Origin of the sequence: Bacillus sp. JH7, assembly GCF_001563515.1 — a bacterium.
Taxonomy (GTDB): Bacteria; Bacillota; Bacilli; order Bacillales; family Bacillaceae_G; genus Bacillus_A; species Bacillus_A cereus.
Window position 1 is genome coordinate 1,403,550 of sequence record NZ_LPUS01000001.1, and the last position, 22,703, is coordinate 1,426,252.

The window sequence follows — 22,703 nt, forward strand, 5'->3', positions numbered from 1 at the left end:
TAATGAAAACGTTAGTATGCTTTGGAGATAGTATTACAGCTGATGAAACATTTTTTGATGGAATGCCGAGATTAACACCACGTTTGCAAGAGATGTTTCCGAAGTGGAAAGTAGTGAATGCAGGTGTTCCAGGGGATAATACATTCGATGCGTTAAATAGGATTGAAGAAGATGTAATATCATATAAACCAGATTTCGTAACAGTTTTTCTTGGTACGAATGATGCAGTTTCTTTTTCTCAAGTGTCATTACAAGCATATAAAGAAAACTTAGAGAAGATTGTGAACCATATTTCATCAGATAAAGTACTACTGATTAGTCCTGCACCAGTTGATGAAGAAAGACAGCGTAATAGAACAAATAGAGTGCTTGGTCAGTATGCAGACGTGGTGGAGAAAGTGGCGAGGGAAACAGGAAGTTATTTTCTAAACGTATTCGCTGAAATGATTCAAGAACGGGATTATAAAAGATTTGTAGAAAATGGTGAAAAAGATGGATTACACTTTGGACCAGAAGGCTATGAGTATGTAGCGAGGTTAATTGGTGAAAAGTTAAAAGGAATTTTATAAGGAGCAAAGCACTTAGTGTTTTGCTTTTTCTTGTTTTTTTGCAGTCTATAAACTTATTCACCGCTGTAATTTGCACAGATATTTTGTTTTTTTTTATGCGTAAAAGGTTAGCTCTGTTTTAAAGTAATATAAATTTATTTTTAAAAATTTATATTTCGTAGTTGAAAATCAATAAAGGTGTAACTATAATAGTTACAGTGAGTTTGTTATTTTGAAATATACACATTGAATTACAAGAATGAAAGGAGTTTTTATGTAAATCAAAAAGTTATAAAAATCTATTAATTTTTATAATAAGATAAAAAGCTTTTCGGTTCATACACATTATTAAATATGTTAATTCTAATAGAAAACTAGAGGTGGAAAGATGAAAAATTTTAAAGGTATGTTGATATCATCACTTGCAATTACAACTTTTGCTGGGGTAGGTACGACATTTGTAACAAATACAGTACATGCTGCCAATAACGATTCTAGTAAAATACAATTTCGTTCTAATAAGAGTATAAACACAACAACTAGCTCGAGATTGCCTGTATTATCAATCAATCCTTATGATGAACCTAGATTTTCGAGACAGGGATATCTTGAAGAGGCACCTTTAGGAATTAATGCTCCTTATGCTTGGGGAATTAAAGGAGGAGATGGTCAAGGAGCAACCTTTGTAGATTTGGAAGAAGGCTGGTTATTAAATCATGAAGATTTAGTCGGTCAAAATATTGAATTTATGTCTGGAAAAATGAGTAATGATCTTTCTCACGGTACTTCAGTTCTAGGTGTTGTTTCTGCAGCTGACAATCGGATTGGGAACATTGGGATTGCACCAAAAGCAAAGGCAAAAGTAATTTCAGTGATCCGAGATAATGGGAGAATCGATGTAAGAGATGCTATTTTAAGTGCCGTAGATTCTTTACAGGCTGGAGATGTTTTATTAATAGAGGAATCCTTTAAATATGATGGATATGGAGATGACCCTTTACCAGTAGAAGTATACCCGAGTATATTTAACGCAATTCGCAAAGGTACAGATAAGGGCATTATTATTGTAGAAGCAGCTGGTAATGGTGGGATTGATTTAGATGAATTTAAAGACCGTAATGGTAAACAGATTTTAAATCGAAATAGTCCAGACTTTAAAGATTCAGGAGCTATTATAGTTGGAGCATCTACTGCAAGAGTTCCTCATAAACGTTTAGGTTTCTCTAACTATGGTAGTAGAATTGATGTATATGGTTGGGGAGAGTATGTTGACACATTAGATACATATCAAAATCAAAATAGTAAAGGACAAAAAGTTACAGATCAGAGTATAATGAATCGTTATACTTCTAATTTCCGTGGTACTTCTAGCGCTTCGCCTATAATCGCTGGGGCTGCTGTATCAATTCAAGGGATTGCTAAAGAACATTTAGGTAAGGCATATACACCAAAAGAATTGAGAGCAATTTTAAGTAATCCTAATACAGGCACAAAGTCTAATGACCCATCATCTGATAAAATAGGGGTTTTACCAGATTTAAAAGCGATTTTGTCTAACCTTGGTTTTCATAGTGATTTGACTACCAATGATTCTATGGTATTTCCAGATAACGTAGAAAAAAATGAAGGAAAAGAAAATTCAACTTTCGTATTTCCAGGTGAAGAAACAAAAAAAACAGGGGATAAAAATTCAACTGTAACATTCCCAGAAGAAGATTTAAAACAGGAGGAAAAAGAAGAGGGATTAATTGTTTTTCCTGATTAATAAAAAAATACTACCTTCCATTTGGAGGTAGTATTTTTTATTTCTTGTCATTAACAAGCAGGCATGAAATTTGTATTTGTTTATCTTTCATAATGAACTTAACCACAAAGTCGAATGTTTGACTGTTAATTAACTTTTTCGTCTCAATCAATTACATGAATCAATCTAGAAATGCTTGCTGCAATGCTTTCAGTCCATCGCTGTATATACCATGAAACAGATTTATTGCCTCTTCATCACTAACCGCAACAGGAGTGAACGTACCAGACCACTCTACTAACGATGTGTTACTTTCAGTACCTTCTTTAACTTGGATTGTAGATAAATAATTAGTGACCGGGAACGGTGCATTCATGATTGAATACGTGTAGTAGCGTTCCTTATCATTGAATACTTCTAAGCGTTCTATAATTGTTTCACCATCTGGATTAGCTAGATGACGTACACGACCGCCTTCAGTTAATTTACTGCTAGGTATATAAGGTAACCAGTCTGGAAGGGAGTTGAAACCTCCGATTAATTGCCATACTTGTTCAGTTGATCCGAAAATTTCCATAGATATAGTAGTATATGCCATGTTCATTACGCTCCTTTTCATCCCGGTATTTACGGGTAAATAATCAGTAGAGAATAAATCGCCCCACTGATTAAAGTTTCACTTTATAGGTCCATAACTTATAGTGAGAACGAATTTTATCGTGGATTTTTTATTTAATATATAATTATAAAGTTAAAACTATATACTTTTAATAATTAAATTATATAATAAATATAGAAACGAAAATTTATGAGCAAGGAAGTTGAAAAATATGACATTAACAATGGGCTTTATTGGATTTGGAAAGTCAGCTAACCGCTATCACTTACCTTATGTAAACACGCGTAATAATATAAAAATAAAAACGATTTTTGTACGTCAAATAAATGAAAAATTAGCGGCTCCATATAAGGAAAAAGGTGTTTACTTCACTACTGATTTGGACGAATTGTTGAATGACAAGGAAATTCAAGTGGTGACGGTCTGTACGCCAGCACATACGCATTACGAATTAGCGAAAAAAGTTATACTTGCTGGAAAATCAGTTATCGTTGAAAAACCATTTTGCGATACAGTGGAACATGCGAAAGAATTATTAGCTTTAGGACGAGAAAAAGGTGTAGTAGTTATGCCTTATCAAAACCGCCGTTTTGATGGTGATTTTTTAGCTGTGAAGCAAGTAATTGAACAAGGATTCCTTGGTGATATTATTGAGATTGAATCACATATTGATTATTTCCGTCCTGGTTCAATCACTCATGAAGCTCCAAAAGAAGAAGGTTCATTTTACAGTTTAGGTATTCATACGATGGACCGTATGATTTCACTATTCGGCCGTCCAGATACGGTGACATACGATATTCGTAATAATGAAATGGAAGGTGCGGTTGATAACTATTTCGATGTTGGTTTACATTACGGAAATCAGTTGAAGATTAAGCTGAAAACGAACCATGTCGTAGCAAAAGATTATCCACGCTTTATCGTCCATGGAACAAATGGATCATTTATTAAATATGGTGAAGATCAGCAGGAAAATGATTTGAAAGCGGGGATTATGCCTGAGAGTGCAGGGTTTGGTGAAGATTCACCGATGTACTATGGAGTTGCTAAGTATCGTAATGCAAATGGTGACTGGATTGAAAAACAAATTAAAACGCCACTTGGTGATTACGGTCGTTTCTATGATGCCGCGTATGAAACAATTATAAATGGTGCACCAAAACTTGTGAAAGACGAAGAAGCGGTAACGAATATTGAAATCTTAGAAAATGGATTTGCTGCCCCATCACCTTCAGTTTACAAACTTGAGGCTTTACATTTGAATGAATAGAAGAGAGTTTGCAGTATAAAGGAGGTATGGAAATGGCAAGCGGATCAACACAAGTAAAATACCTCGGCATTTATCAAAAGATTAAACAGCAAATTTTAGACGGTGAATATAAAATCAACGAAAAAATTCCGAGTAGCCCCGTCCTTGCTGAAGAATTTGGTGTTTCAGCCCTTACTATTAAGAAAGCGCTGGATCTATTAGTTAGAGATGGCTACATCATCCGCCGGCGCGGAAGCGGAACAGTGGTGCAAGATTGGCGTCAACAGGAAAAGGCACGAATGATTCAAACTTTAACGGGTACGAAAGCTGTATACGGTAGTGAGGTAGAAAGTAAAATTATCGAGTTTGCGATTGTTGGGGCTGATGAAGTAGTTGCTGAGAAATTGGGAGTTTCAATCGGTGATTTCGTTTATAAAATCATTCGCCTCCGCATCATTCACAGCATTCCGACGATTATGGAGCATACATGGATGCCAATTTCGGTTATCCCAGGTGTTGAGGCTTCTGTTTTAGAGGAGTCGATATACTCACATATTCAAAATAAACTTGGTCTTGAAGTAGGGACATCTGTTGTCAGGGTTAAAGGAATTCGCCCAGATGATAGGGAAAAGCAGTTTATGAACTTAACAAATCAGGATTTCCTAATGCGAGTTGAACAAGTAGCTTATTTAACGGATGGACGAACTTTTGAATATTCTTATGCAGATCATCTACCCGAAACCTTTGAGTTTGAAACAGTCATTACTGCAAAAAATTATAAAAAGATATAAAAATCGGTTGAGGCAAGTATTGTCTCAACTGCTCCTATTATACGTTAATAGAATGAATCCAAGACTTAACATTTGATTTATAGAACTGTAAAGTTTAAAATTACAGTATAGATTTTAGAAGTGAGTTGTTATCGTCTGTAAAATGTAGATAAATTAAATATTCTCGAATAAATAATATTGCTTGTATTTGATTCTAAACTGTAATTTTTTTTAATACATTTCAATAACCGATGTTTAAAATGTACGTTTCATAACATTAAAGGAGTGAGTTAAATATGGTAATTCTATATACAACAGCAAGCTGTGCTTCATGCCGAAAAGCGAAAGCATGGCTTGAAGAGCATCAAATTGATTATATTGAAAAAAACATCGTATCAAATTCTATGACAGTTGATGAGCTGAAATCAATTCTTCGTTTAACTGAAGAGGGGGCTACTGAAATTATTTCAACTAGATCCAAAACTTTTCAGGACTTAAATATAAATATTGAGGAGCTCTCGCTCAATGAATTTTATACATTAATAATTGAGCATCCACTAATGTTACGTCGCCCAATTATGCTGGACGAGAAAAGATTGCAGATTGGTTTTAATGAGGAAGAAATTCGTAAATTTTTACCACGTAGCGTTCGAACGTTTTTGAACATTGAATTGCAAAAATTGGCCAATTAATAAGTAGTATTTTTAGAAAAAGTTTTTTGAAAGGAGGAAGCAGAAGATGATTGAAGTATGTGTTACAGTTAATTATAATGATAGAAATTATCAAACAAATGTTATTGTGAGTAAAGATACGATTTGGACAAAAATTAAACAGTTGGCAGAAGAACAAGTGAAGAAACAGTGGAGTGTTTAATTTTATTTTCAACTTAAAAAGCTAAATGAAGTTATCAGATATAGGTGGGACCGGATAGAATATAAGAGAATTAATTTTTTATGGCAAGAAGTATTCTATATGTTTTAACGTTCTAACCTATCTGTAATATTTATGGCTACAGTTAATATATGAGAAACAATATTTTTGATCGTAGGAGGAAAATCATGAACAGCGACTTTACCTTGGCCATACACAGTTTAACTTATTTAGCTTTACAGCCAGATCGGATGTCAACAAGTAATGCTATTTCAGAAAGTGCAGGTGTACATCCAGTACGCATTCGGAAAGTACTAAGTTTGTTAAAAAAACATAAGTTTATACAATCGAAAGAGGGGACTGGTGGCGGTTTTATTTTCGCTCGCGATTTAGATGAAATTAATCTTTGGCATATTTATCAGATAACCTCTGAAGGTGCTTTGCAGCCGAAGTGTCCAGAATCAAACAATCAGTGTGTTGTAGGTTCGAACATGCGAAAAGTTCTTTTCGCTATTTTCTTAGGTGCTGAAGAGCATCTAGGTGAATACTTAAAGAATTATACAATGAAAGAAGTTGTTGACCTTATCAATCAAGAGCGTTAAGCGGCTTAATTATTATATAGCCGTGAGTTCTTAACACTTAAATGTAATGAAAAATATTACAGTATAATTGTTTTTATATCTTTTTTATCGTCACAAAAAATATTTATAGGAAGGTGAAACGGTATGATGTCAAATAATAATCATGTTTTAAAAGTAGGAGATTGGGTTCGTGGAATATCAAATGAAGGTGAATTAATAGTTGGTTATATTGTATCACTTGATGATGTAGAGGATATAGTTACAGTTAGTATTGTGAAACGTGACGGCCAGTACACAATAAACGAAGCGATTTTACTCTTTAGTAAACACGTTAACAAACTCCCTGAATCAAAGGTAATAAATAAGGAACAAATCCTTTATCTTATAGATCTTGCATTATTAACAGGGGATGAAGAATGGTTTATCGAGCTTTCTTCAAAATTAAACTCGATAAAAGAGCTAGTTAATGAGGGATTTTAAAATTTAAACTTTTGAGGGTGCACACAATCCGCCTTATGAAGAGGACACAATTACTTTTCACATAAAAGGAAATGATGTAAAAACGATGCATTACAAACATAGAGCTATCCCTGAAGAAGAGCCGAACAAACTACAATTAAGATGATATTGAAGTGATTTGTTTGTGTATTCCTGATAACGATAATTATGTAAATGAGCTGTCCATATGGGGCAGCTTTTTTGCTTTTTGCTCAGTGTAGCTTTTTAAATTGTATATGAATTCAATATTAATAATATATATCCTAAAATTTGGTTTTTTTATTTTGGAATTTTTTCTTTTTACCTACATTAATTATTTATTAGAATATCTTTTATATTTAAAATGAAATTTTTTGATAAAGGGGATATAAGTATCTTTATAATGAGTAACCTAGAAAAACAATGTATTATTGTATTTTTTTACTAACTAATTCAGCTTTAAGTGATAAAAACAATGGCTACATGCTAACTGTAAAATATTATCCATATAAAATTATTCCACTTTAATATTTCTGAAAATATAAAAATATTAATTTTATAAATATACACGTTATAATGAGGGCGTCGAGAGAAATTTTATTATCTCTGGAGAAAATATAAAAAATGCGATTACTAGTAAGAAAGGTGTGTGATTAGAGGCGAAATGTATGTAATGTGCTTCAGTGGCTTGTGTAAGCAATATCATCAGTGCTACCGAAGTTATGAAAGTAATGTATAGAATTGAGAAAGAAACGCCTCGCAAATGAAGAGAGGCCGGTTTAGCTAAAATTACTTTTAAAAGTAAAAAAGAGAAACCATTAAAGTAATACACTGTTATTAGAAATGTTGCAACGTATTTATGAAGTCTATTCTATATTGTTCTCTTAAGGGGTCTTTATATAAAGAGCGGATATTACGAGTAAACTTTTTTGTGAACGCTAACAATTATATTAGGACGCTAATTAGCGAATGTTTCAATTTGGATTCATTATGATGAAGGACATACAAAGTGGGGCAACTTGTAAGGAATTCATTTTCCGAAAAGGGAATATTTGTTAGGTGTAAAGAGAGATGTAGGAATAGATACAAGGGGGAGTTATTATATGAACGGGAATACTGCAAAGAAAATAGAAGTTCAAGCTGAAAATACCGCACGAAAAAATGAGCAATATGCAGATCCGAAAAAGTGGCATAAGCAGGATACTACATGGGCACTCAGTCTATTTGGAACTGCAATTGGAGCAGGGGTGCTCTTTTTACCGATTAATGCAGGTTCAGGTGGTTTATTATCTTTACTACTAATTACATTACTTGCATATCCAGTTATGTATTACTCACATAGGGCGCTTGCTAAAATGATATACGCTTCTAATTCTGCTGATGAGGGGATCACAGGTACAATTAGAGAGTATTTCGGAAATAAAGCGAGTATCATTTTTAACATCGTATATTTCGGTTCAATTTATACAATCGTACTAATGTATTCGGTTGCGCTTACAAACACTGCAAGTAGTTTTATCGTGCATCAATTGCACATGCCAGAACCTCCAAGGGCTATTTTATCACTTGTATTAGTTCTTGGTCTTATCGCTATACTAAATTTTGGTCAAGATATTACTGTAAAGGTAATGAGTATGTTAGTGTATCCTTTCATAGTTTCTCTACTTTTTATCGCAATATCTTTAATTCCACAGTGGAATACGTCAATGCTTAGTTTTTCAGCTGTTTCAACTGCTTCAACAGGAACAGGCTATTTTGGAACGATATTGATGATTCTACCAATCATCGTATTCTCATTTAATCATTCACCTATGATTTCATCATTTGTTGTGAAACAGAGAGCTACGTATGGAATCGAAGCCACTGATGCTAAATGTGCGCAAATACAAAAGGTTTGTTATATCATGACATTCGCTGTTGTTATGTTCTTCGTTTGGAGTAGCGCATTGAGCTTGACTCCAGATGATATAAAAATGGCAAAAGAACAAAACTTATCAATTCTTTCATATCTTGCTAATGAGCTTAATTCGCCTGTAATCACTATTGCAGCTCCAATTATTGCTTTTGTGGCTATTACAAAGTCTTTCCTTGGCCATTATATCGGAGCATTTGAAGTAATGCGTGACATGATTATTAAGTTCGGTAAATCACGTGGAAAAGATATTGAAGAAAAAACAATTAAGACAATAATCCTTACTTTTGTTGTATTATCATGCTGGTTTGTTGCTTATACAAATCCAAGTATTCTTGGACTTATTGATTCTCTAAGCGGTCCATTAGTTGCTGCTATCTTATGTCTATTACCGATGTATGCGATTCAAAAAGTGCCGGTACTAGCTAAATACAAAGGGAAAATGAGTAACGTATTTGTTATTATTGTAGGTGTACTTACTGTCTTAGCAAGTATTAAGTCATTATTCTAATTCACTATTATTGCTATTAGTGTAAAAATAGTTAACACGAAAAACTTTTTGGACAAACTTCTCACATTGGAGAGTTTGTCCTTTTTTAGTCATTCTATCAACTTGAAACAGCCACCTTCCAGGCAGAAGGTGGCTGTTTCGGTATTAATTTATTTTAACTATTCACGTCTAAATGGACCTTTTGGAGCAATTAGCTCTAAATTAGTACCATCTGGATCACGGAAGTAGGCAACGCCTGTGCCAAATCCAGATTTCTAGCCGTCTTCTTGAAAGATAATTGGTTCGTCATATGGGTACTATCCTATGCCCATCAAGCTAACAAAATGGATTGCCTCTGAAACAAAAATGATTTTTATTACTATAAAAAACGTAAAGTATCTGTTTTTAGAAAAAATTAATTTTTATAAATTGATGGAGATATAACTCAATTCTTTTATATATGTAGTTAAATATGATTGTCAGAATGAACTTAAAGTAATTATGATTTCTAGAAATGCGAACTGATGTTTTGAATTGGTTTAAAGTTGCTGGAACAAAATAAAACCAATTGAGCAAAAAAACTTGCAAAAATAAAAAGAGAGATGTATATTAATTGATGTATCAATAATTGATACATCAATTAATATTTTAACAAGAAAGAAAAGGAACATTTTATGAAGGAAATGTTCGTAAATATCAGTGGAGAAGAACGAAAAATACTTATTCATGTTCTATTACAGATGCAAAAAAATGTAGAGAATATTAAAGAATAGAGAGTGTAGGGGGCAGAATAGTGTGGAAATAATCGCAGCTATTTTAGTCGGGATCGTAGCATTAGAACATTTGTTTATCATGATCCTTGAAATGTTTTTTATTGATTCAAAAGTAGCGAAACGTGCTTTCAAATTACCGAAGCATTTAGAAGGAGATCGAAACGTAGCCATTATGTTTGCAAACCAAGGTTTATATAATGGATTTTTAGCGGCTGGTCTCATTTGGGGACTTGTACTTGGGCTCAATCCAATTGGTTATATGGTCCAATTATTTTTCGTGATTTGTGTGGTGATAGCAGCTATTTTCGGAGGTTTCACATCTAATAAATCGATTATTGTGAAACAAGGATTTCCAGCTGTTTTAGCACTGGTTGCCCTTTTATGTATGATATAGAATCAAAGTTTCTCAATAAAAGAACTCATTTTTGAAAAGAATACGCTATTCTTTCTTTAGAATTATAGGAAAGGATGGCGTTTTTGTATGTCTATTTCTATACGTAGTGAATTATAACTATTCCCTCAAGGGACTCAACTGCTTTTCAGCTTTTGGATATACTTTCATCCATCTTTGTTTCCTCCTATTGTTGGATAGTGTAATAATTGATAAAAATTTTGATGAAATTGGATTATAACGATTGATCAAAAAAGTTAGTGATTAAAAATATTATTCTTTAGTACATACATTTTTAAGATGTTAAATATATTTCATAATAGTCTCTGTAAGATAGGGATAAGTAGAATAGTACTTTTTATAACTTTGAATGTCATTCATAATAGCACCAGTAAGAAGAAAACAAGCTTTACGGTACTACTAGTTATCAAAGATGTTACAGTAGTTTATTTAGAATCAGTGTGATTGAAAGGTTGTACTATATGGCCTAATAATTTCGAAAAAATGTCGGTGTGGCATAAAACAATTATGGAGGTTAAAGATATGAGTACTTCAAATTTGAATGAAATAAGTAAACAAATTTTAAAAGAGGAGGAAACACTTCAATTTTCCTCTTTTACAAATGAAGATGCCTTGCAACTAGGTTTATTTATCGTTGAAACAGCAAAGCAAGAGGGGAAATTGATTGCTGTTGATATAACGAAAAATGGTGTGCAATTATTTCATTTCAAGATGACAGGGACAAATGAGGAAAATACGAAATGGATTGAGCGTAAAAAACGAGTCGTTTCCCTGCATGATCGTAGCTCGTATTATATGCAGATACAAAGTGAAATAACTGGGGTCTCCTATAATGAAAAATATCTTTTAGATACTTCAGAATACGCTGCGTTTGGTGGATGTTTTCCTATCAGAATAAAAAACGTAGGGGTTATTGGAATGATAACAGTTTCAGGATTACCACCAGAAGAAGATCACGAATTGGTAATAAGGGCAGTTAAAAATCATTTGAAGCAATAGTAAAAATAAATGTGATGGTTAAGTAAAAGCCAAGAATGAACATATTATTGTTCGTTTTGGCTTTTTATTATTTTTTCTTATAGTCGGCTAAGAGGGTTCTTTTACAGGTAGTACTTAATTGTGCAATGTTCTTTAAATTGCATCGTTTTGTTCGAGTGAGCGAAATTGCTGTAATTGAAGATGCTCTAAATTAATGTGAAATTTGGTGATTAAAGTAGCTACATTTCATATTTGTGTAAATATGAAACAAGCAGGATACATGAATAGAGAATGGGTAAAATAGTACCGAATGATGATTAGATTTTATGAATGATGTTATAAGGCTTTTTTTAGGAAAACTGAAGGAAGCAGTGTGTTTAGATTTAGAATGACTGGCAATGGGTGCTAGGAAGTTCAATGATTCAAAAATGAACTCATTTAAACGCATACTATCTTCGAGATGTATCATTTTGAAGAATATTAAAACTTAGGAGGAACGGAATTATGACAAAAGATTTCTATACTGCACTGAAAGAAAGACGTACTTACTATGGGATTAATAAAGAGGTACAAGTATCGGATGAAAAAATTAAAGAAATCGTGGAGTTTGCTGTGAAATATACTCCATCCGCTTTCAATTCTCAAACTGCACGATTAGTTGTATTATTTGGTGAAGCTCATGATAAATTATGGGATATTACCACTGAAACATTAAGAAAAGTAGTTGGAGATGGAGACTTTTCAGGAACGCAACAAAAAATGGATTCTTTTAAAGCTGGTTATGGAACAGTATTATTCTTTGAAGATGAGGCTATCGTTAAATCGCTTCAAGAAAAGTTTGCTGCATATGCTGAAAACTTCCCAATTTGGTCACACCAAGCATCAGGCATGCACCAATTAGTCGTGTGGACAGGTTTAGAAGCAGAGGGATTAGGGGCATCATTACAACATTATAATCCATTAATTGACGATGAGGTAAAACAAGAATGGAATGTCCCTGCTAATTGGAAACTAATTGCACAAATGCCATTTGGTAATCCAACAGCTGCACCAGGTGAAAAAGAATTCCAACCACTTGAAGAGCGTGTGAAATTTCATAAGTAATATTCGAATGTAATAAAATGGAAATTTAATCAGTGGTGGTCTTACTGTCCGCAAATAGCAGGGGAAGCTAACTGTATTGTAAAAATAAAACTGTTTATTAATAAAAAAGCTTATTCGTTTTTTTTATTAATCGAGTATGTATGAATAAAAGATTTTAAAACACTATTTTAATCTGTAAGGGAACAAGGTGATCGTTTTGATCACCTTGCTTTATTTCTTACATTTTATTTATTAAAAAACGCTAGCTTTTCATAAATGCTTGAAAAATTAGCGTTTTAATAATAAGTATCTGTAATTTGATTACTTAAAACTATATACGAAAAAGCTTTTATGTTATTCCTCAAGTTCTACCCATTCCTGTGACCATTCTTCTATTCCGCGAATAATAGCTTCTAAAGCAAATCCTTTTTGAGTTAAAGAATATTCTATACGAACTGGTGTCTCAGGAAAGACTTTACGTTCGACAATTCCTTCTAGTTCTAATTCTTTCAATCTTTCTGAAAGTAATCTTCCGCTAACAGGAAGAGAAGATTCAAGTGTACAAAAGCGCTGAGATCCAGAAAAAAGTTGGTAAATAATTAGTGCTGTCCATCGTTGACTAAAAAATTTCATTCCTTTTTCAAAGCGAGGGCATAATGTAGAATCATTCATTTTCCTTCACCTCCTAAAATAAATTATATAACATCTTACTATTAGTAACAAATGTTTTTATAATTAATTACTTGACGTAAATTGATTACGAATGTATACTCACTTACATAAAGTAACTAAGTTGTTTTATGTAACTAAAACTCTTTTCTTTAAATGGCCAAAGTTGTAATGATACATATTGCATATAAGCTGAGAGAAAAAAGAATAGCATCTGTAAAAACACTTACGTTGTGTAAGTTAAACAATAAAAAATATAACAATGGAAGAGAATTTTAGAGATTCTCTATACTAGGAGGTACCTAATGGTTACAACAGATACAATTCATATGTTAGAAGATAAAATTCAATTTATACATCAAGATGGAAAGGATATTTATTTAGTAGGCCCTATCAAATTGCCAATTAATTTATATGGGGAGACTAAAGTTTTTCAATGGTATTCTTGGTTACAATGTAGTGAGGTTACAAATAGTGTAGAAGGAATTATCGAAAAACTCTCATCTATTAATTTAGCTGATATGCAGCAATCTAGTGTACTTGTATATGGTGATTTTGAGAATTCTGAAGATGCCCTAATTCGTATGCATAGTATTTGCCACACCGGTGATATCTTTGGTAGTAAACGTTGTGACTGTGGATTCCAATTAAAGCAGTCTTTACAAATGATTACAGAACATGGTTCAGGTGCTTTATTTTACTTAGCGAATCATGAAGGAAGAGGAATTGGCTTGTTTAGTAAAGCTATGACGTACCTCTTGCAAGAAAATGGGTTAGATACAGTAGAAGCTAATCTGAACCTAGGTTTTGAAGATGATGTTCGAAACTATGATGATACAATTGAAGTATTAAAAGCGCTACGCTCAAAACCTGTAAAACTTATTACAAATAATCCGAAAAAATTAGAAGCGTTACAAAAAGCTGGATTAAATGTTACGAGTCGTGAACCGTTATGGGGTGATGTCTCAGAGTTTAATGAGAAATATTTGCAAACGAAGATTCAGCGTTCTGGACATTTTGAAGGGGGACACTTACATGCTTGAGCATGAATTGTATATGAAGCTAGCACTAGAAAATGCCAAGGCTATGAAGGGACAAACGACTCCAAATCCATTGGTTGGATCTGTAATTGTAAATGATAATCGAATTGTAGGGGTCGGAGCACATATGAAGGCCGGAGAACCACATGCCGAAATACATGCGATACGTATGGCTGGAGAACAGGCACGTGGTGGTACAATTTATGTAACTCTTGAACCTTGTTCTCATCATGGTAGAACAGGGCCTTGTGCTGAAGCAATTGTACAAGCAGGAATTAAGAAGGTAGTAGTTGCTACACTTGATCCAAACCCGCTTGTTTCTGGACGTGGAATTAAAATTCTACAAGATGCAGGTATTGAAGTACTTGTAGGAGTGTGTGAAGAAGAATCTAAAAAAATGAATGAAGTCTTTAATAAATATATTTTGACAAAGCGCCCATTTGTAACGATTAAATCAGGAGTTACATTAGATGGGAAAATCGCTACGTCTTTATCGGATAGTAAGTGGATTACATCTACAGAAGCAAGACAAGAAGTACACCAAATACGAAACGAAAATGCGGCTATTTTAGTAGGAGCGAATACTGTTCAAAAGGATAATCCATCATTGACAACGCGTATTCCAAATGGCCGAAATCCAATTCGAGTAATATTGGACTCGACATTACGCATACCGATGGAAGCTAACGTTGTTACAGATAGAGAAGCTCCTACCTGGATATTTACAACAAGTAATCATGCAGAGGAAAAAAAGAAAGCATTAGAAAATGCAGGAGTTAAAGTATTTGTTACTAGCGGAGAAAAGCATATAAACTTACATGAAATGCTTGATGTTTTAGGACAAAAAGGAGTTTCCTCCCTGCTTATTGAAGGTGGTGGAGAAGTAAATGCTTCGTTTATTGAAAATAAACTAATGGATAAAATTATTTTATATTTCGCACCTAAAATTATTGGAGGTAGATTGGCGCCTAGTTTTGTAGAGGGGACTGGTATTACTAAAATGAAAGATGCAATTGAATTTAAGGATATATCATTTACCCAGATTGGAAAAGATTATAGATTTATTGGCTATCCAGCATATCGGAAAGATGAGCAATAAGGGGAATAAAAACTACTTATATGTTCCGATAAATGGATTGCAGAAAGGAGCGATGAAGAGTGAAGTTTGGATTTGATATCGATGATACACTAATTGATTTAAGGCAGCATGCTTTTCATTTATATAATAAGAAATTAAACAAAAAAGTAGGGTTGGATGTATTCCATTCTTTAAAAACAATTGAAATTCATGAAGCATTTGGCATGACTTCCGAGGAAGGCGGTCATATGTGGAATAGTTTGCTGGATGAGATTTATTATACTTCTTGTTCACCGTTTCCGTATGCTGTAGAGACATTGCAAGAATTAGAAAGACAGGGACATGAAATTTACTATATAACGGCGCGACCTAAAGAGCATGGAGAGCAAACAAAAAAATGGTTAATAGAAAAAGGATTTCCGGTACATGAAGATCGCTTTTTCTATGGAATGAAGGATGAAGAAAAAATACACTTTATACAAGAAATAAAATTAAACTATTTCTTTGATGATAAGCCGGCTGTTTTAGAAACGTTAATAGGAAAACCGATAAATGTATATGCAAAAACTACTTCTTACAATCAATATCTCAATATCCCGCGTATTACAAATTGGATGGAGTTAGGAGATATTATAAAGAAAGATATGTGAGGATTTAAATGGAAAATCAAATAGAGCCAAGAGCATATTGAGTATTACAATTTTAGAGGAAAGACATACGTATTATGTCTTTCCTTATTTTTTAATATTATCGTTTTTATTAGTGTGATGTGCTAGGAGTACTTCTAATAGAGGGGAAATAGAAAAATGAGCAATAAGAAAAATATTTTTAAGCTAGTCTTGTATGGAAGCGTAATTTATATATCATACCAGTGATGGTTTTCCCTGGTGCCACAGTATATGCGGATATTTTGGATAAGAAGTTCAAGAATTAATGAGATGTGTTCATAATCATGAATTTTTGGAAAACGAAAATTACAATGTTAGGTTATTTTGAATCAGTAGTGGACGATATGCAAAATTACATATTACAAAATAAACATCGTAATTTTGGGATTCTTGGTATAAAATACATTACTTAAACTATATATTAGAATGGAGAAAGTGAATTGGAATTATTAAGAAACAGTAAGGTTGGTACAAAACTAAACATATTAATAACTATATCAAGTATTGCATGTATAGTATTATCCCTAATAGGGTTTTGGGGATTAGAAAGAGGGAAAAGTACTTCCTCTAATATGCATGAGGATAATTTACTACCAATTGAGTGGATTGGAATTGTAGAATCTAATTTTTATCACGTTAATATGAACTTTATGGAAATAATGTTATCAAAAGATGAAAAAAGAATGAACGAATTAATAAGAGAAATGGATGGGATTCGTAAGGAAAATGATCATCTTTTAAAGCAGTTTGAGGCTAAGCTTATTTCTACTAAAGAAAAAGAATTATATAACACGTTTCATGAAACATTTAATGAATTAAGGACTCAAATGAAGAAAGCACAAGAATTAGGGAAGTCTAATAATGAGGAAGCATATGCATATTATCTAAAAGAGATTGAACCTAATATGCAAAAATCAATAAAATCAATTCGTGAATTGATTTTATATAATAATAATAATGCAGAGCTTTTACAGAAGGAAAATAATAATAGTGCTCAAAATACAATGATAATGTTTGTTAGTATTTCGATTTTAGCAATTTTAATAATTATATTAATTGGATATGTTATTAAATTAACTATCCGAAAACCACTTGCATTACTACAAAATGATATGGAAAAAGTAGCAGCTGGAGATTTAACAACACGTACTCCTTATAAAGCAAATAATGAATTAGGGCATATTGTTCAGTCTTTTAATAGTATGTTAGATAACCTTCAACAATTAATTGCGAATGTTAAGATGACAACACAAGAGGTTATTTTTACTACGGAGGGCGTATTACAAGATACAAATCGAGCGTCTAGTATTTCAAATGAGGTTGTACAGACTGTTTTAGAAGTAAAAACAAAAATAGAAGGACAGGTAACTAGTATTCAGGAGAGCTCATCCTCAATGGAAGAAATTACAACCGGGGTGCAAACTGTAGCTGAATCTTCAGCAGTAGTCGCTGAGGTAGCAGTAACGACTACAGAACGAATAAATATCGGTAGTGAAGTGATAAATCACTCTATTCTTCAAATGAATAGTGTGCATGATGTTGTCGAGGAAACATCAAAAGTAATAAATAAACTTGTTACACGTACACAACAGATTGATACAGCTCTCGCTGCAATTACTAATATTGCCGAACAAACGAATCTTCTTGCCTTAAATGCCGCTATTGAAGCGGCACGTGCTGGAGAGAATGGGAAAGGATTTGCAGTGGTTGCCGCAGAAGTTCGAGACTTGGCTGAGCAATCTAAAGAATCTGCAAAAGAAGTTAATCATTTAATAAAATCCATTCAAAAAGATACCCAAGATACAGTTAATGTCATGCAAAAAGGACAACAAAAGGCAGTAGAAGGAAAAGAAGCTGCTTACAAAGCGAATCAAACCTTCTTGTCTATTATGAGAGATATTGATAAGATTACAGGTCAAATTCAAGAAGTATCCGCAGCGACAGAAGAGATGTCTGCTGGTACAGAAGAAGTAAATGCTTCTCTTTCGCTAGTTTCTGAAACTGCAACGGATGTGAAAAAGGAGACTCTTCAAACTGTAAATTCAATTCAATCACAGGCCGTATCAATTGAACAAATATCAATCCAATCCAACAAAATGAAAGAAAAGGTGGAAGAATTAACGGAATTGGTTTCAAAATTTAATATTACAGAACAAAAAGAGTGAGTAAATTGTAAAAGATTAGGTACGGCTATCAGCCTAAAAATAATTGATTTTTTACGATTAAAAAGATTTTAGTAATTAATTCAATCACAAGTATAATAACATGTAAAAAAACATGAAGACTTAAGAGTCTTCGTGTTTTTTTTATTGAATAATGTCTGAAAAAATATTGATAATTATACGATATTTTGGAATTTATCACAAAATATTCATATATGCAAAATTACATACATTTAATGATTGATAATCACGAGTTAATGTAACTATAATAATTACACTGATAAGTAACTTATTGACGACAATTATAAGTGAAGAAGGAGGGCTTTATTGTATTTTGTATATAAAAAAATAGAGAAGGAGATATGCAAATGAAAAGGTTACTTGTTATAGGCCTAATGTATACAATGTTTTTCCTCATAGGAAATATACACTTACATGCTGATGAACGAATAAATGCAAAAAAAATTACTAGTTTAGAAGAGCCTACTTGGATATTTCAGGCGGGCATAAGTAAGGGGAAATATCATGATCGACAAGATTTAGGATTTATTTTGAAGAGAAATACACCATTAAAGGTAAGACAAACAAATCCTAATTTTAAAGACAAATTAACATTACGTTTATTGTCTAATGACTCAAAAAATGAAAAATCCATACAAGTAGGAAATGAATGGGTTACTATCCAAGGTGATACGTCTTTAGTTCCTTTCATAGATACTCCGTATGGTGAAGAGCACGCTGTACTTGAGTACCAAGTAGGGAATGAAAGTGCTACTAAACCCCTTCCCATTTATAAACAACAAGGAAGTGTATCTCAATTTTTTAGTACATGGGATCAATTTGATGGAGAGTATGCGTTACTTCAAGGGGAGAGTTTTCAATTATTTGTGCCTAAAAAAGATAAAGAGTTAGTAAGATCTTTAAAAGATTTTCAATCATTGGATGAGTTAATTGCGTATTATGAAGATATTTTTGTGATGTATGATTCAATTATTGGTTTAGATGGCTCAACGTTTGAAAATAAAAAAAGTCAGAATCGTTATTTCTTAAAAGCAGATATATCTGGTGCTGGCGGTGCCTATTATGGCACAAATTGGACAGCGAATAGTACAGATAGTACAAAGATGTGGTTAGATAAACTAAGTTGGGGAACTTTACATGAAATCGCTCATGGATACCAAGCTGGTTTTGATAATCAAGGAATATTTACAGGAGAAGTTTCTAATAATCTATTTGGTGTTCAATATCAATATAGTAAATACGGCAAAAAAGCAGATCAACTTGGTTGGTTGTTTAATTTCGGGAAAAAGGAACAGGTAGAACGGAATTTATATAATGCTTTAATGAAAGAAAATAAAAATTATGATGATTTAGATTTACGACAAAAACTTATTCTTTTAACGATGGCGAAACAAAAAGCTGGCGATGAAGCATTTGCAAAAATGTATCAAGGTTATCGAAAACTAGCTAGCAATGCTGCTTTCAAAAAAGGTGACCATTCTTTACCAGATTTAATGAATCAGTATTATAGTGAGAATGGACAAGTTGATTTTACACCTGTTTTTGAAAGATGGGGCTTTAAGCTTAATCATAAACAAATAGAGATGAATAGGGCGAAAGGTTTTCCGGCTGTTACTTCTTTAGCTTATATAGTGCCTGAATCACAATTAGCGAAAGCAAGAGCTATAGTTGATCCTGATATTCCGATAAACTCCAACTTCGAAATAGTTACGAATCAGCAAATTGCTCCACTTGGGCTAAAAGGGAATTTGCATATCCATTTAAATACAAATGAAATAGATACATTAAAAGGAGGAAAAATTAAATTAAAAGAAGGGAATACAGTTATTCAAGAGAAAACAATTGAAACAACAGATATCAATTTACAAGACGTACCAAATGGAGTGTATACGGTTGAAATTTCAGGTGGGAAAACGAATAGTATGTACCATTTCAGTTCGTATTATGCCTATGTAAAAGAAAAAGATAATAGTCTAAAGATTGATATTAACGAAATGAAAGTGAGTAAGTTGGTAAATGAAACGATTCAATTCCTAGGATTAGGAGATGACCAGTTTGCCGTATTAAATACAGACTTAGAGCAAAATCGAGCTATTTTTACGATTACTACTAAAACGCCTCATAGCTATTATGCAGGTGAAAAATATGCATCGATAGAGGTCTTTAATGAAAAAGGTGAAAAAATTTATACGAAGGAAATGGAAGGAACAAATGTAACAATTGTAAAAGATATCATTCCACTAAAAGAGGGATATAGAATTAAAATCTATCATGATGAAATAAAAAAACGATTAACTAGTAAAGCTACTATTATTAATCCTATGAATAAAACGAATGAATTTATAATAACAAAATGGGGATTGAAAAATACTTCTTTGCAAAATAATCCAGAAGAAAATCTTATACAAAGAATTGATGAAGAAATGGAAGCGATTATAGGTAATCAGTTTTTAAAAGAGATACCAATGCAAAAATTAGAAATGAAAAAGAATGTGTGGATGGCAATAAATATGTTATCAGAACCACAAAAAATAACGTATATGAATAAATATAAAGATAGCTTATATAATGAATAATTTTTGAGAAATGAATTGAATCTAAAAAAGTAGCAAACCAATCTATTAACCTATGTATGTAGAGGTATGTAAAAACGATTGGCCATAGTTAAAATTTTTTATCTATGCTTAAAATTCTAAAATACATTTATTTAATTTAATAATACGATTATAAAGGAGTAAAAATATGAATAATTTCGTAAAGGTAGGTTTAACTACAGGAGTGGTGTTATCGGCGATTATGCCTTATGGAGGAGTACATGCGGAAACAGAAGATTTAAAAGTGGAAACAAAGGAAGATACGTTCCGAACAGGTAATTTAACAGCACCTTCTCAAAATTCGGCAGAAAATGTAGCAAAGGATGCACTAAAAGGAAAAACAGAACAAGCATTATCATCAAAGCAAGTTAATACGGAATCCAAAGTTAATTATAATGTTACGCAAAGTCGTAAATCTTATGATGGTACTACATTGGTACGTCTTCAACAAACGTATGAAGGACGTGATGTATACGGATATCAACTAACAGCACATATTAATGATGATGGTGTACTTACGAGCGTTTCGGGAGATAGTGCCCAAAATTTACAACAACAGGAAGATTTGAAACAACCTATTACTCTATCAGAAGAGGATGCAAAGAAACAGCTTTTCAACATCTATGGAAATGATCTCACATTTATCGAAGAACCAGAAATTAAACAAGTGGTATATGTAGATGAAAATACAAATAAAGCTACAAACGCATATCAAATTACTTTTAGTGCATCTACACCTGAATATGTATCCGGTACAGTATTAATTGATGCTTTTGGTGGTAATCTATTAAAAGAACTCGTTCAAAAATTGGGTATACAAGTAGAGAGTAGTATTGTCCAATCTGCGACATCAAATAAATCAACAGATCCTTCAAAATTAACAGGTACAGGAAAAGATGACTTAGGTATTAATCGTACGTTTGGAATTACACAAAGAAGTGATGGAACGTACATGCTTGCAGATTATTCTCGTGGTAAGGGAATTGAAACATATACTGCTAATTATAAAGATTATAATAATTATAGAAGAAATGTATGGGGTTATCTCGATGATTTAGTAACAAGTAATTCTACAAATTTTACAGATCCTAAAGCAGTTAGTGCCCATTATTTAGCAACGAAAGTATATGATTTTTATCAAGAAAAATATGGCCGTAACAGCTTTGATAATAACGGACAAAAAGTAATTTCTGTCGTTCATGGTTGGAACACAAATGGTACGAATAAAGGAAATCCTAAGCAGTGGTTTAATGCATTTAGTAATGGAGCTATGCTAGTATACGGAGATCCAATTGTTAGAGCATTTGATGTGGCAGGACATGAATTTACACACGCGGTTACAAGAAATGAGTCTGGACTTGAGTACGCAGGAGAAGCTGGTGCAATTAATGAAGCGTTATCTGATATTTTAGGAGTAGCCGTTGAAAAGTATGCCAATAACGGAAAGTTCAATTGGACAATGGGAGAACAATCAGGTCGTATTTTTAGAGATATGAAAAACCCATCATCTATCTCTTCTAGATATCCAGAGGATTATAGGCATTATAATAACTTACCTATTGATGCTGACCACGATCATGGTGGTGTACACACGAACTCTAGCATTATTAATAAAGTAGCTTACTTGATTGCTAGTGGTGGAAGCCATAATGGAGTAAACATACATGGCATTGGAGAAGATAAAATGTTTGATATTTTCTATTATGCAAATACGGATGAATTAAATATGACTTCTGATTTTAAAGAATTAAAAGAAGCTTGTATTCGTGTAGCAACGAACTTATATGGTAAAGACTCATTAGAAGTACAAGCTGTCCAACAAGCCTTTAAAGCAGCGTATATTTAATATTATTGTGATGAATTACAAACTCTTTCATTTTAATATAGTGATTAATTTGTATTTATAGACAAAAACCTTGTAGAATTTTTCTGCAAGGTTTTTGAATGTTATCCCGCTATTTG

Annotated in this window: 20 protein-coding genes and 2 pseudogenes; 19 read left to right on the plus strand and 3 right to left on the minus strand. The window is 32.8% G+C overall.

Features of this window, described 5'->3' with window-relative positions:
• The first annotated feature begins 2 nt into the window (after positions 1 to 2).
• Together AU379_RS07250 and AU379_RS07255 are read left to right on the plus strand one after the other, a co-directional pair.
• Positions 3 to 569: an SGNH/GDSL hydrolase family protein gene (locus tag AU379_RS07250; RefSeq protein WP_000855202.1), complete on the plus strand. Its 567-nt coding sequence runs from the start codon at positions 3 to 5 to the stop codon at positions 567 to 569.
• A gap of 367 nt (positions 570 to 936) precedes the next feature.
• A complete protein-coding gene (locus AU379_RS07255) occupies positions 937 to 2,313 on the plus strand; it encodes a S8 family peptidase (RefSeq protein WP_000787686.1) in 1,377 nt (458 codons plus the stop codon).
• Between the two features lie 160 nt (positions 2,314 to 2,473).
• Here the strand turns inward: AU379_RS07255 and AU379_RS07260 are convergent, their stop codons facing one another.
• Positions 2,474 to 2,890 carry an SRPBCC family protein gene (locus AU379_RS07260; RefSeq protein ID WP_000332044.1) on the minus strand — a complete coding sequence of 139 codons (417 nt, stop codon included), beginning with the start codon at positions 2,888 to 2,890 and terminating at the stop codon, positions 2,474 to 2,476.
• Positions 2,891 to 3,122: 232 nt separating this feature from the next.
• Here AU379_RS07260 and AU379_RS07265 point away from each other — a divergent pair, with 232 nt between their 5' ends.
• The 8 genes and pseudogenes from AU379_RS07265 to AU379_RS07295 all read left to right on the plus strand — a co-directional run bounded on the left by AU379_RS07265 (position 3,123) and on the right by AU379_RS07295 (position 9,284).
• Positions 3,123 to 4,184 (plus strand): oxidoreductase, encoded by a 1,062-nt coding sequence (locus AU379_RS07265; protein ID WP_000176642.1) that lies wholly within the window; start codon positions 3,123 to 3,125, stop codon positions 4,182 to 4,184.
• A 32-nt stretch (positions 4,185 to 4,216) separates the two neighbouring features.
• Positions 4,217 to 4,954, plus strand: coding sequence for a GntR family transcriptional regulator (locus AU379_RS07270; protein ID WP_061139061.1), 738 nt, complete (start codon positions 4,217 to 4,219; stop codon positions 4,952 to 4,954).
• A gap of 275 nt (positions 4,955 to 5,229) precedes the next feature.
• On the plus strand, positions 5,230 to 5,625 hold the full coding sequence (gene spxA / locus AU379_RS07275) for a transcriptional regulator SpxA (protein ID WP_000236190.1): 396 nt from the start codon (positions 5,230 to 5,232) through the stop codon (positions 5,623 to 5,625).
• Positions 5,626 to 5,671: 46 nt separating this feature from the next.
• Entirely contained in the window at positions 5,672 to 5,806 is a 135-nt protein-coding gene (locus tag AU379_RS07280; protein ID WP_000573532.1) for a BA3454 family stress response protein, read from the plus strand.
• A 185-nt stretch (positions 5,807 to 5,991) separates the two neighbouring features.
• Positions 5,992 to 6,405 (plus strand): Rrf2-family transcriptional regulator SaiR, encoded by a 414-nt coding sequence (gene saiR, locus AU379_RS07285; protein WP_001083465.1) that lies wholly within the window; start codon positions 5,992 to 5,994, stop codon positions 6,403 to 6,405.
• A gap of 123 nt (positions 6,406 to 6,528) precedes the next feature.
• Entirely contained in the window at positions 6,529 to 6,864 is a 336-nt protein-coding gene (locus AU379_RS07290; RefSeq protein WP_000987462.1) for an IDEAL domain-containing protein, read from the plus strand.
• Positions 6,863 to 7,009, plus strand: a pseudogene (locus tag AU379_RS28570) (DUF3888 domain-containing protein); the annotation flags it as partial. The gene AU379_RS07290 and the pseudogene AU379_RS28570, both read left to right, overlap by 2 nt.
• A 955-nt stretch (positions 7,010 to 7,964) precedes the next feature.
• Positions 7,965 to 9,284 (plus strand): aromatic amino acid transport family protein, encoded by a 1,320-nt coding sequence (locus AU379_RS07295; protein WP_001014189.1) that lies wholly within the window; start codon positions 7,965 to 7,967, stop codon positions 9,282 to 9,284.
• 158 nt (positions 9,285 to 9,442) lie between these two features.
• Here AU379_RS07295 and AU379_RS28575 read toward each other — a convergent pair.
• Positions 9,443 to 9,568, minus strand: a pseudogene (locus AU379_RS28575) (VOC family protein); the annotation flags it as partial.
• Positions 9,569 to 10,058: 490 nt separating this feature from the next.
• On the opposite strand from AU379_RS28575, the gene AU379_RS07300 reads away from it, so the two are divergent.
• The 3 genes from AU379_RS07300 to AU379_RS07310 all read left to right on the plus strand — a co-directional run bounded on the left by AU379_RS07300 (position 10,059) and on the right by AU379_RS07310 (position 12,530).
• The gene (locus AU379_RS07300) at positions 10,059 to 10,430 is read left to right on the plus strand and encodes a DUF1304 domain-containing protein (protein ID WP_000402470.1); all 372 of its coding nucleotides are present in this window, start codon (positions 10,059 to 10,061) and stop codon (positions 10,428 to 10,430) included.
• A 501-nt stretch (positions 10,431 to 10,931) separates the two neighbouring features.
• Positions 10,932 to 11,447, plus strand: coding sequence for a heme-degrading domain-containing protein (locus AU379_RS07305; RefSeq protein WP_002061924.1), 516 nt, complete (start codon positions 10,932 to 10,934; stop codon positions 11,445 to 11,447).
• Positions 11,448 to 11,930: 483 nt separating this feature from the next.
• A complete protein-coding gene (locus AU379_RS07310) occupies positions 11,931 to 12,530 on the plus strand; it encodes a nitroreductase family protein (RefSeq protein WP_000158938.1) in 600 nt (199 codons plus the stop codon).
• A 333-nt stretch (positions 12,531 to 12,863) separates the two neighbouring features.
• Here the strand turns inward: AU379_RS07310 and AU379_RS07315 are convergent, their stop codons facing one another.
• Positions 12,864 to 13,181, minus strand: coding sequence for a helix-turn-helix domain-containing protein (locus AU379_RS07315; protein ID WP_061139062.1), 318 nt, complete (start codon positions 13,179 to 13,181; stop codon positions 12,864 to 12,866).
• A 302-nt stretch (positions 13,182 to 13,483) separates the two neighbouring features.
• Here AU379_RS07315 and AU379_RS07320 point away from each other — a divergent pair, with 302 nt between their 5' ends.
• From AU379_RS07320 to AU379_RS07345, 6 genes are all read left to right on the plus strand, one after another.
• Positions 13,484 to 14,221 carry a GTP cyclohydrolase II gene (locus AU379_RS07320; RefSeq protein WP_000258865.1) on the plus strand — a complete coding sequence of 246 codons (738 nt, stop codon included), beginning with the start codon at positions 13,484 to 13,486 and terminating at the stop codon, positions 14,219 to 14,221.
• Positions 14,214 to 15,317 (plus strand): bifunctional diaminohydroxyphosphoribosylaminopyrimidine deaminase/5-amino-6-(5-phosphoribosylamino)uracil reductase RibD, encoded by a 1,104-nt coding sequence (gene ribD, locus AU379_RS07325; RefSeq protein ID WP_000889429.1) that lies wholly within the window; start codon positions 14,214 to 14,216, stop codon positions 15,315 to 15,317. Before AU379_RS07320 ends, ribD begins: the two co-directional genes overlap by 8 nt.
• Before the next feature lie 59 nt (positions 15,318 to 15,376).
• Positions 15,377 to 15,946 (plus strand): HAD family acid phosphatase, encoded by a 570-nt coding sequence (locus AU379_RS07330; RefSeq protein WP_000668223.1) that lies wholly within the window; start codon positions 15,377 to 15,379, stop codon positions 15,944 to 15,946.
• Between the two features lie 458 nt (positions 15,947 to 16,404).
• Positions 16,405 to 18,129 carry a methyl-accepting chemotaxis protein gene (locus tag AU379_RS07335; RefSeq protein WP_061139063.1) on the plus strand — a complete coding sequence of 575 codons (1,725 nt, stop codon included), beginning with the start codon at positions 16,405 to 16,407 and terminating at the stop codon, positions 18,127 to 18,129.
• A gap of 365 nt (positions 18,130 to 18,494) precedes the next feature.
• Entirely contained in the window at positions 18,495 to 20,723 is a 2,229-nt protein-coding gene (locus AU379_RS07340; RefSeq protein ID WP_061139064.1) for a putative mucin/carbohydrate-binding domain-containing protein, read from the plus strand.
• A gap of 166 nt (positions 20,724 to 20,889) precedes the next feature.
• Positions 20,890 to 22,587 carry a M4 family metallopeptidase gene (locus tag AU379_RS07345; protein WP_001058954.1) on the plus strand — a complete coding sequence of 566 codons (1,698 nt, stop codon included), beginning with the start codon at positions 20,890 to 20,892 and terminating at the stop codon, positions 22,585 to 22,587.
• Positions 22,588 to 22,703: the final 116 nt, after the last annotated feature.

Bases quoted from the DNA above. Each gene is read 5' to 3' on its own strand.
- AU379_RS07320 (WP_000258865.1), top strand. From the start codon at position 13,484: ATGGTTACAACAGATACAATTCATATGTTAGAAGATAAAATTCAATTT.
- saiR (WP_001083465.1), top strand. From the start codon at position 5,992: ATGAACAGCGACTTTACCTTGGCCATACACAGTTTAACTTATTTAGCT.
- AU379_RS07315 (WP_061139062.1), bottom strand. From the start codon at position 13,181: ATGAATGATTCTACATTATGCCCTCGCTTTGAAAAAGGAATGAAATTT.
- AU379_RS07250 (WP_000855202.1), top strand. From the start codon at position 3: ATGAAAACGTTAGTATGCTTTGGAGATAGTATTACAGCTGATGAAACA.
- ribD (WP_000889429.1), top strand. From the start codon at position 14,214: ATGCTTGAGCATGAATTGTATATGAAGCTAGCACTAGAAAATGCCAAG.
- AU379_RS07280 (WP_000573532.1), top strand. From the start codon at position 5,672: ATGATTGAAGTATGTGTTACAGTTAATTATAATGATAGAAATTATCAA.
- spxA (WP_000236190.1), top strand. From the start codon at position 5,230: ATGGTAATTCTATATACAACAGCAAGCTGTGCTTCATGCCGAAAAGCG.
- AU379_RS07260 (WP_000332044.1), bottom strand. From the start codon at position 2,890: ATGGCATATACTACTATATCTATGGAAATTTTCGGATCAACTGAACAA.
- AU379_RS07295 (WP_001014189.1), top strand. From the start codon at position 7,965: ATGAACGGGAATACTGCAAAGAAAATAGAAGTTCAAGCTGAAAATACC.
- AU379_RS07345 (WP_001058954.1), top strand. From the start codon at position 20,890: ATGAATAATTTCGTAAAGGTAGGTTTAACTACAGGAGTGGTGTTATCG.
- AU379_RS07340 (WP_061139064.1), top strand. From the start codon at position 18,495: ATGAAAAGGTTACTTGTTATAGGCCTAATGTATACAATGTTTTTCCTC.
- AU379_RS07310 (WP_000158938.1), top strand. From the start codon at position 11,931: ATGACAAAAGATTTCTATACTGCACTGAAAGAAAGACGTACTTACTAT.
- AU379_RS07270 (WP_061139061.1), top strand. From the start codon at position 4,217: ATGGCAAGCGGATCAACACAAGTAAAATACCTCGGCATTTATCAAAAG.
- AU379_RS07290 (WP_000987462.1), top strand. From the start codon at position 6,529: ATGATGTCAAATAATAATCATGTTTTAAAAGTAGGAGATTGGGTTCGT.
- AU379_RS07265 (WP_000176642.1), top strand. From the start codon at position 3,123: ATGACATTAACAATGGGCTTTATTGGATTTGGAAAGTCAGCTAACCGC.
- AU379_RS07255 (WP_000787686.1), top strand. From the start codon at position 937: ATGAAAAATTTTAAAGGTATGTTGATATCATCACTTGCAATTACAACT.
- AU379_RS07305 (WP_002061924.1), top strand. From the start codon at position 10,932: ATGTCGGTGTGGCATAAAACAATTATGGAGGTTAAAGATATGAGTACT.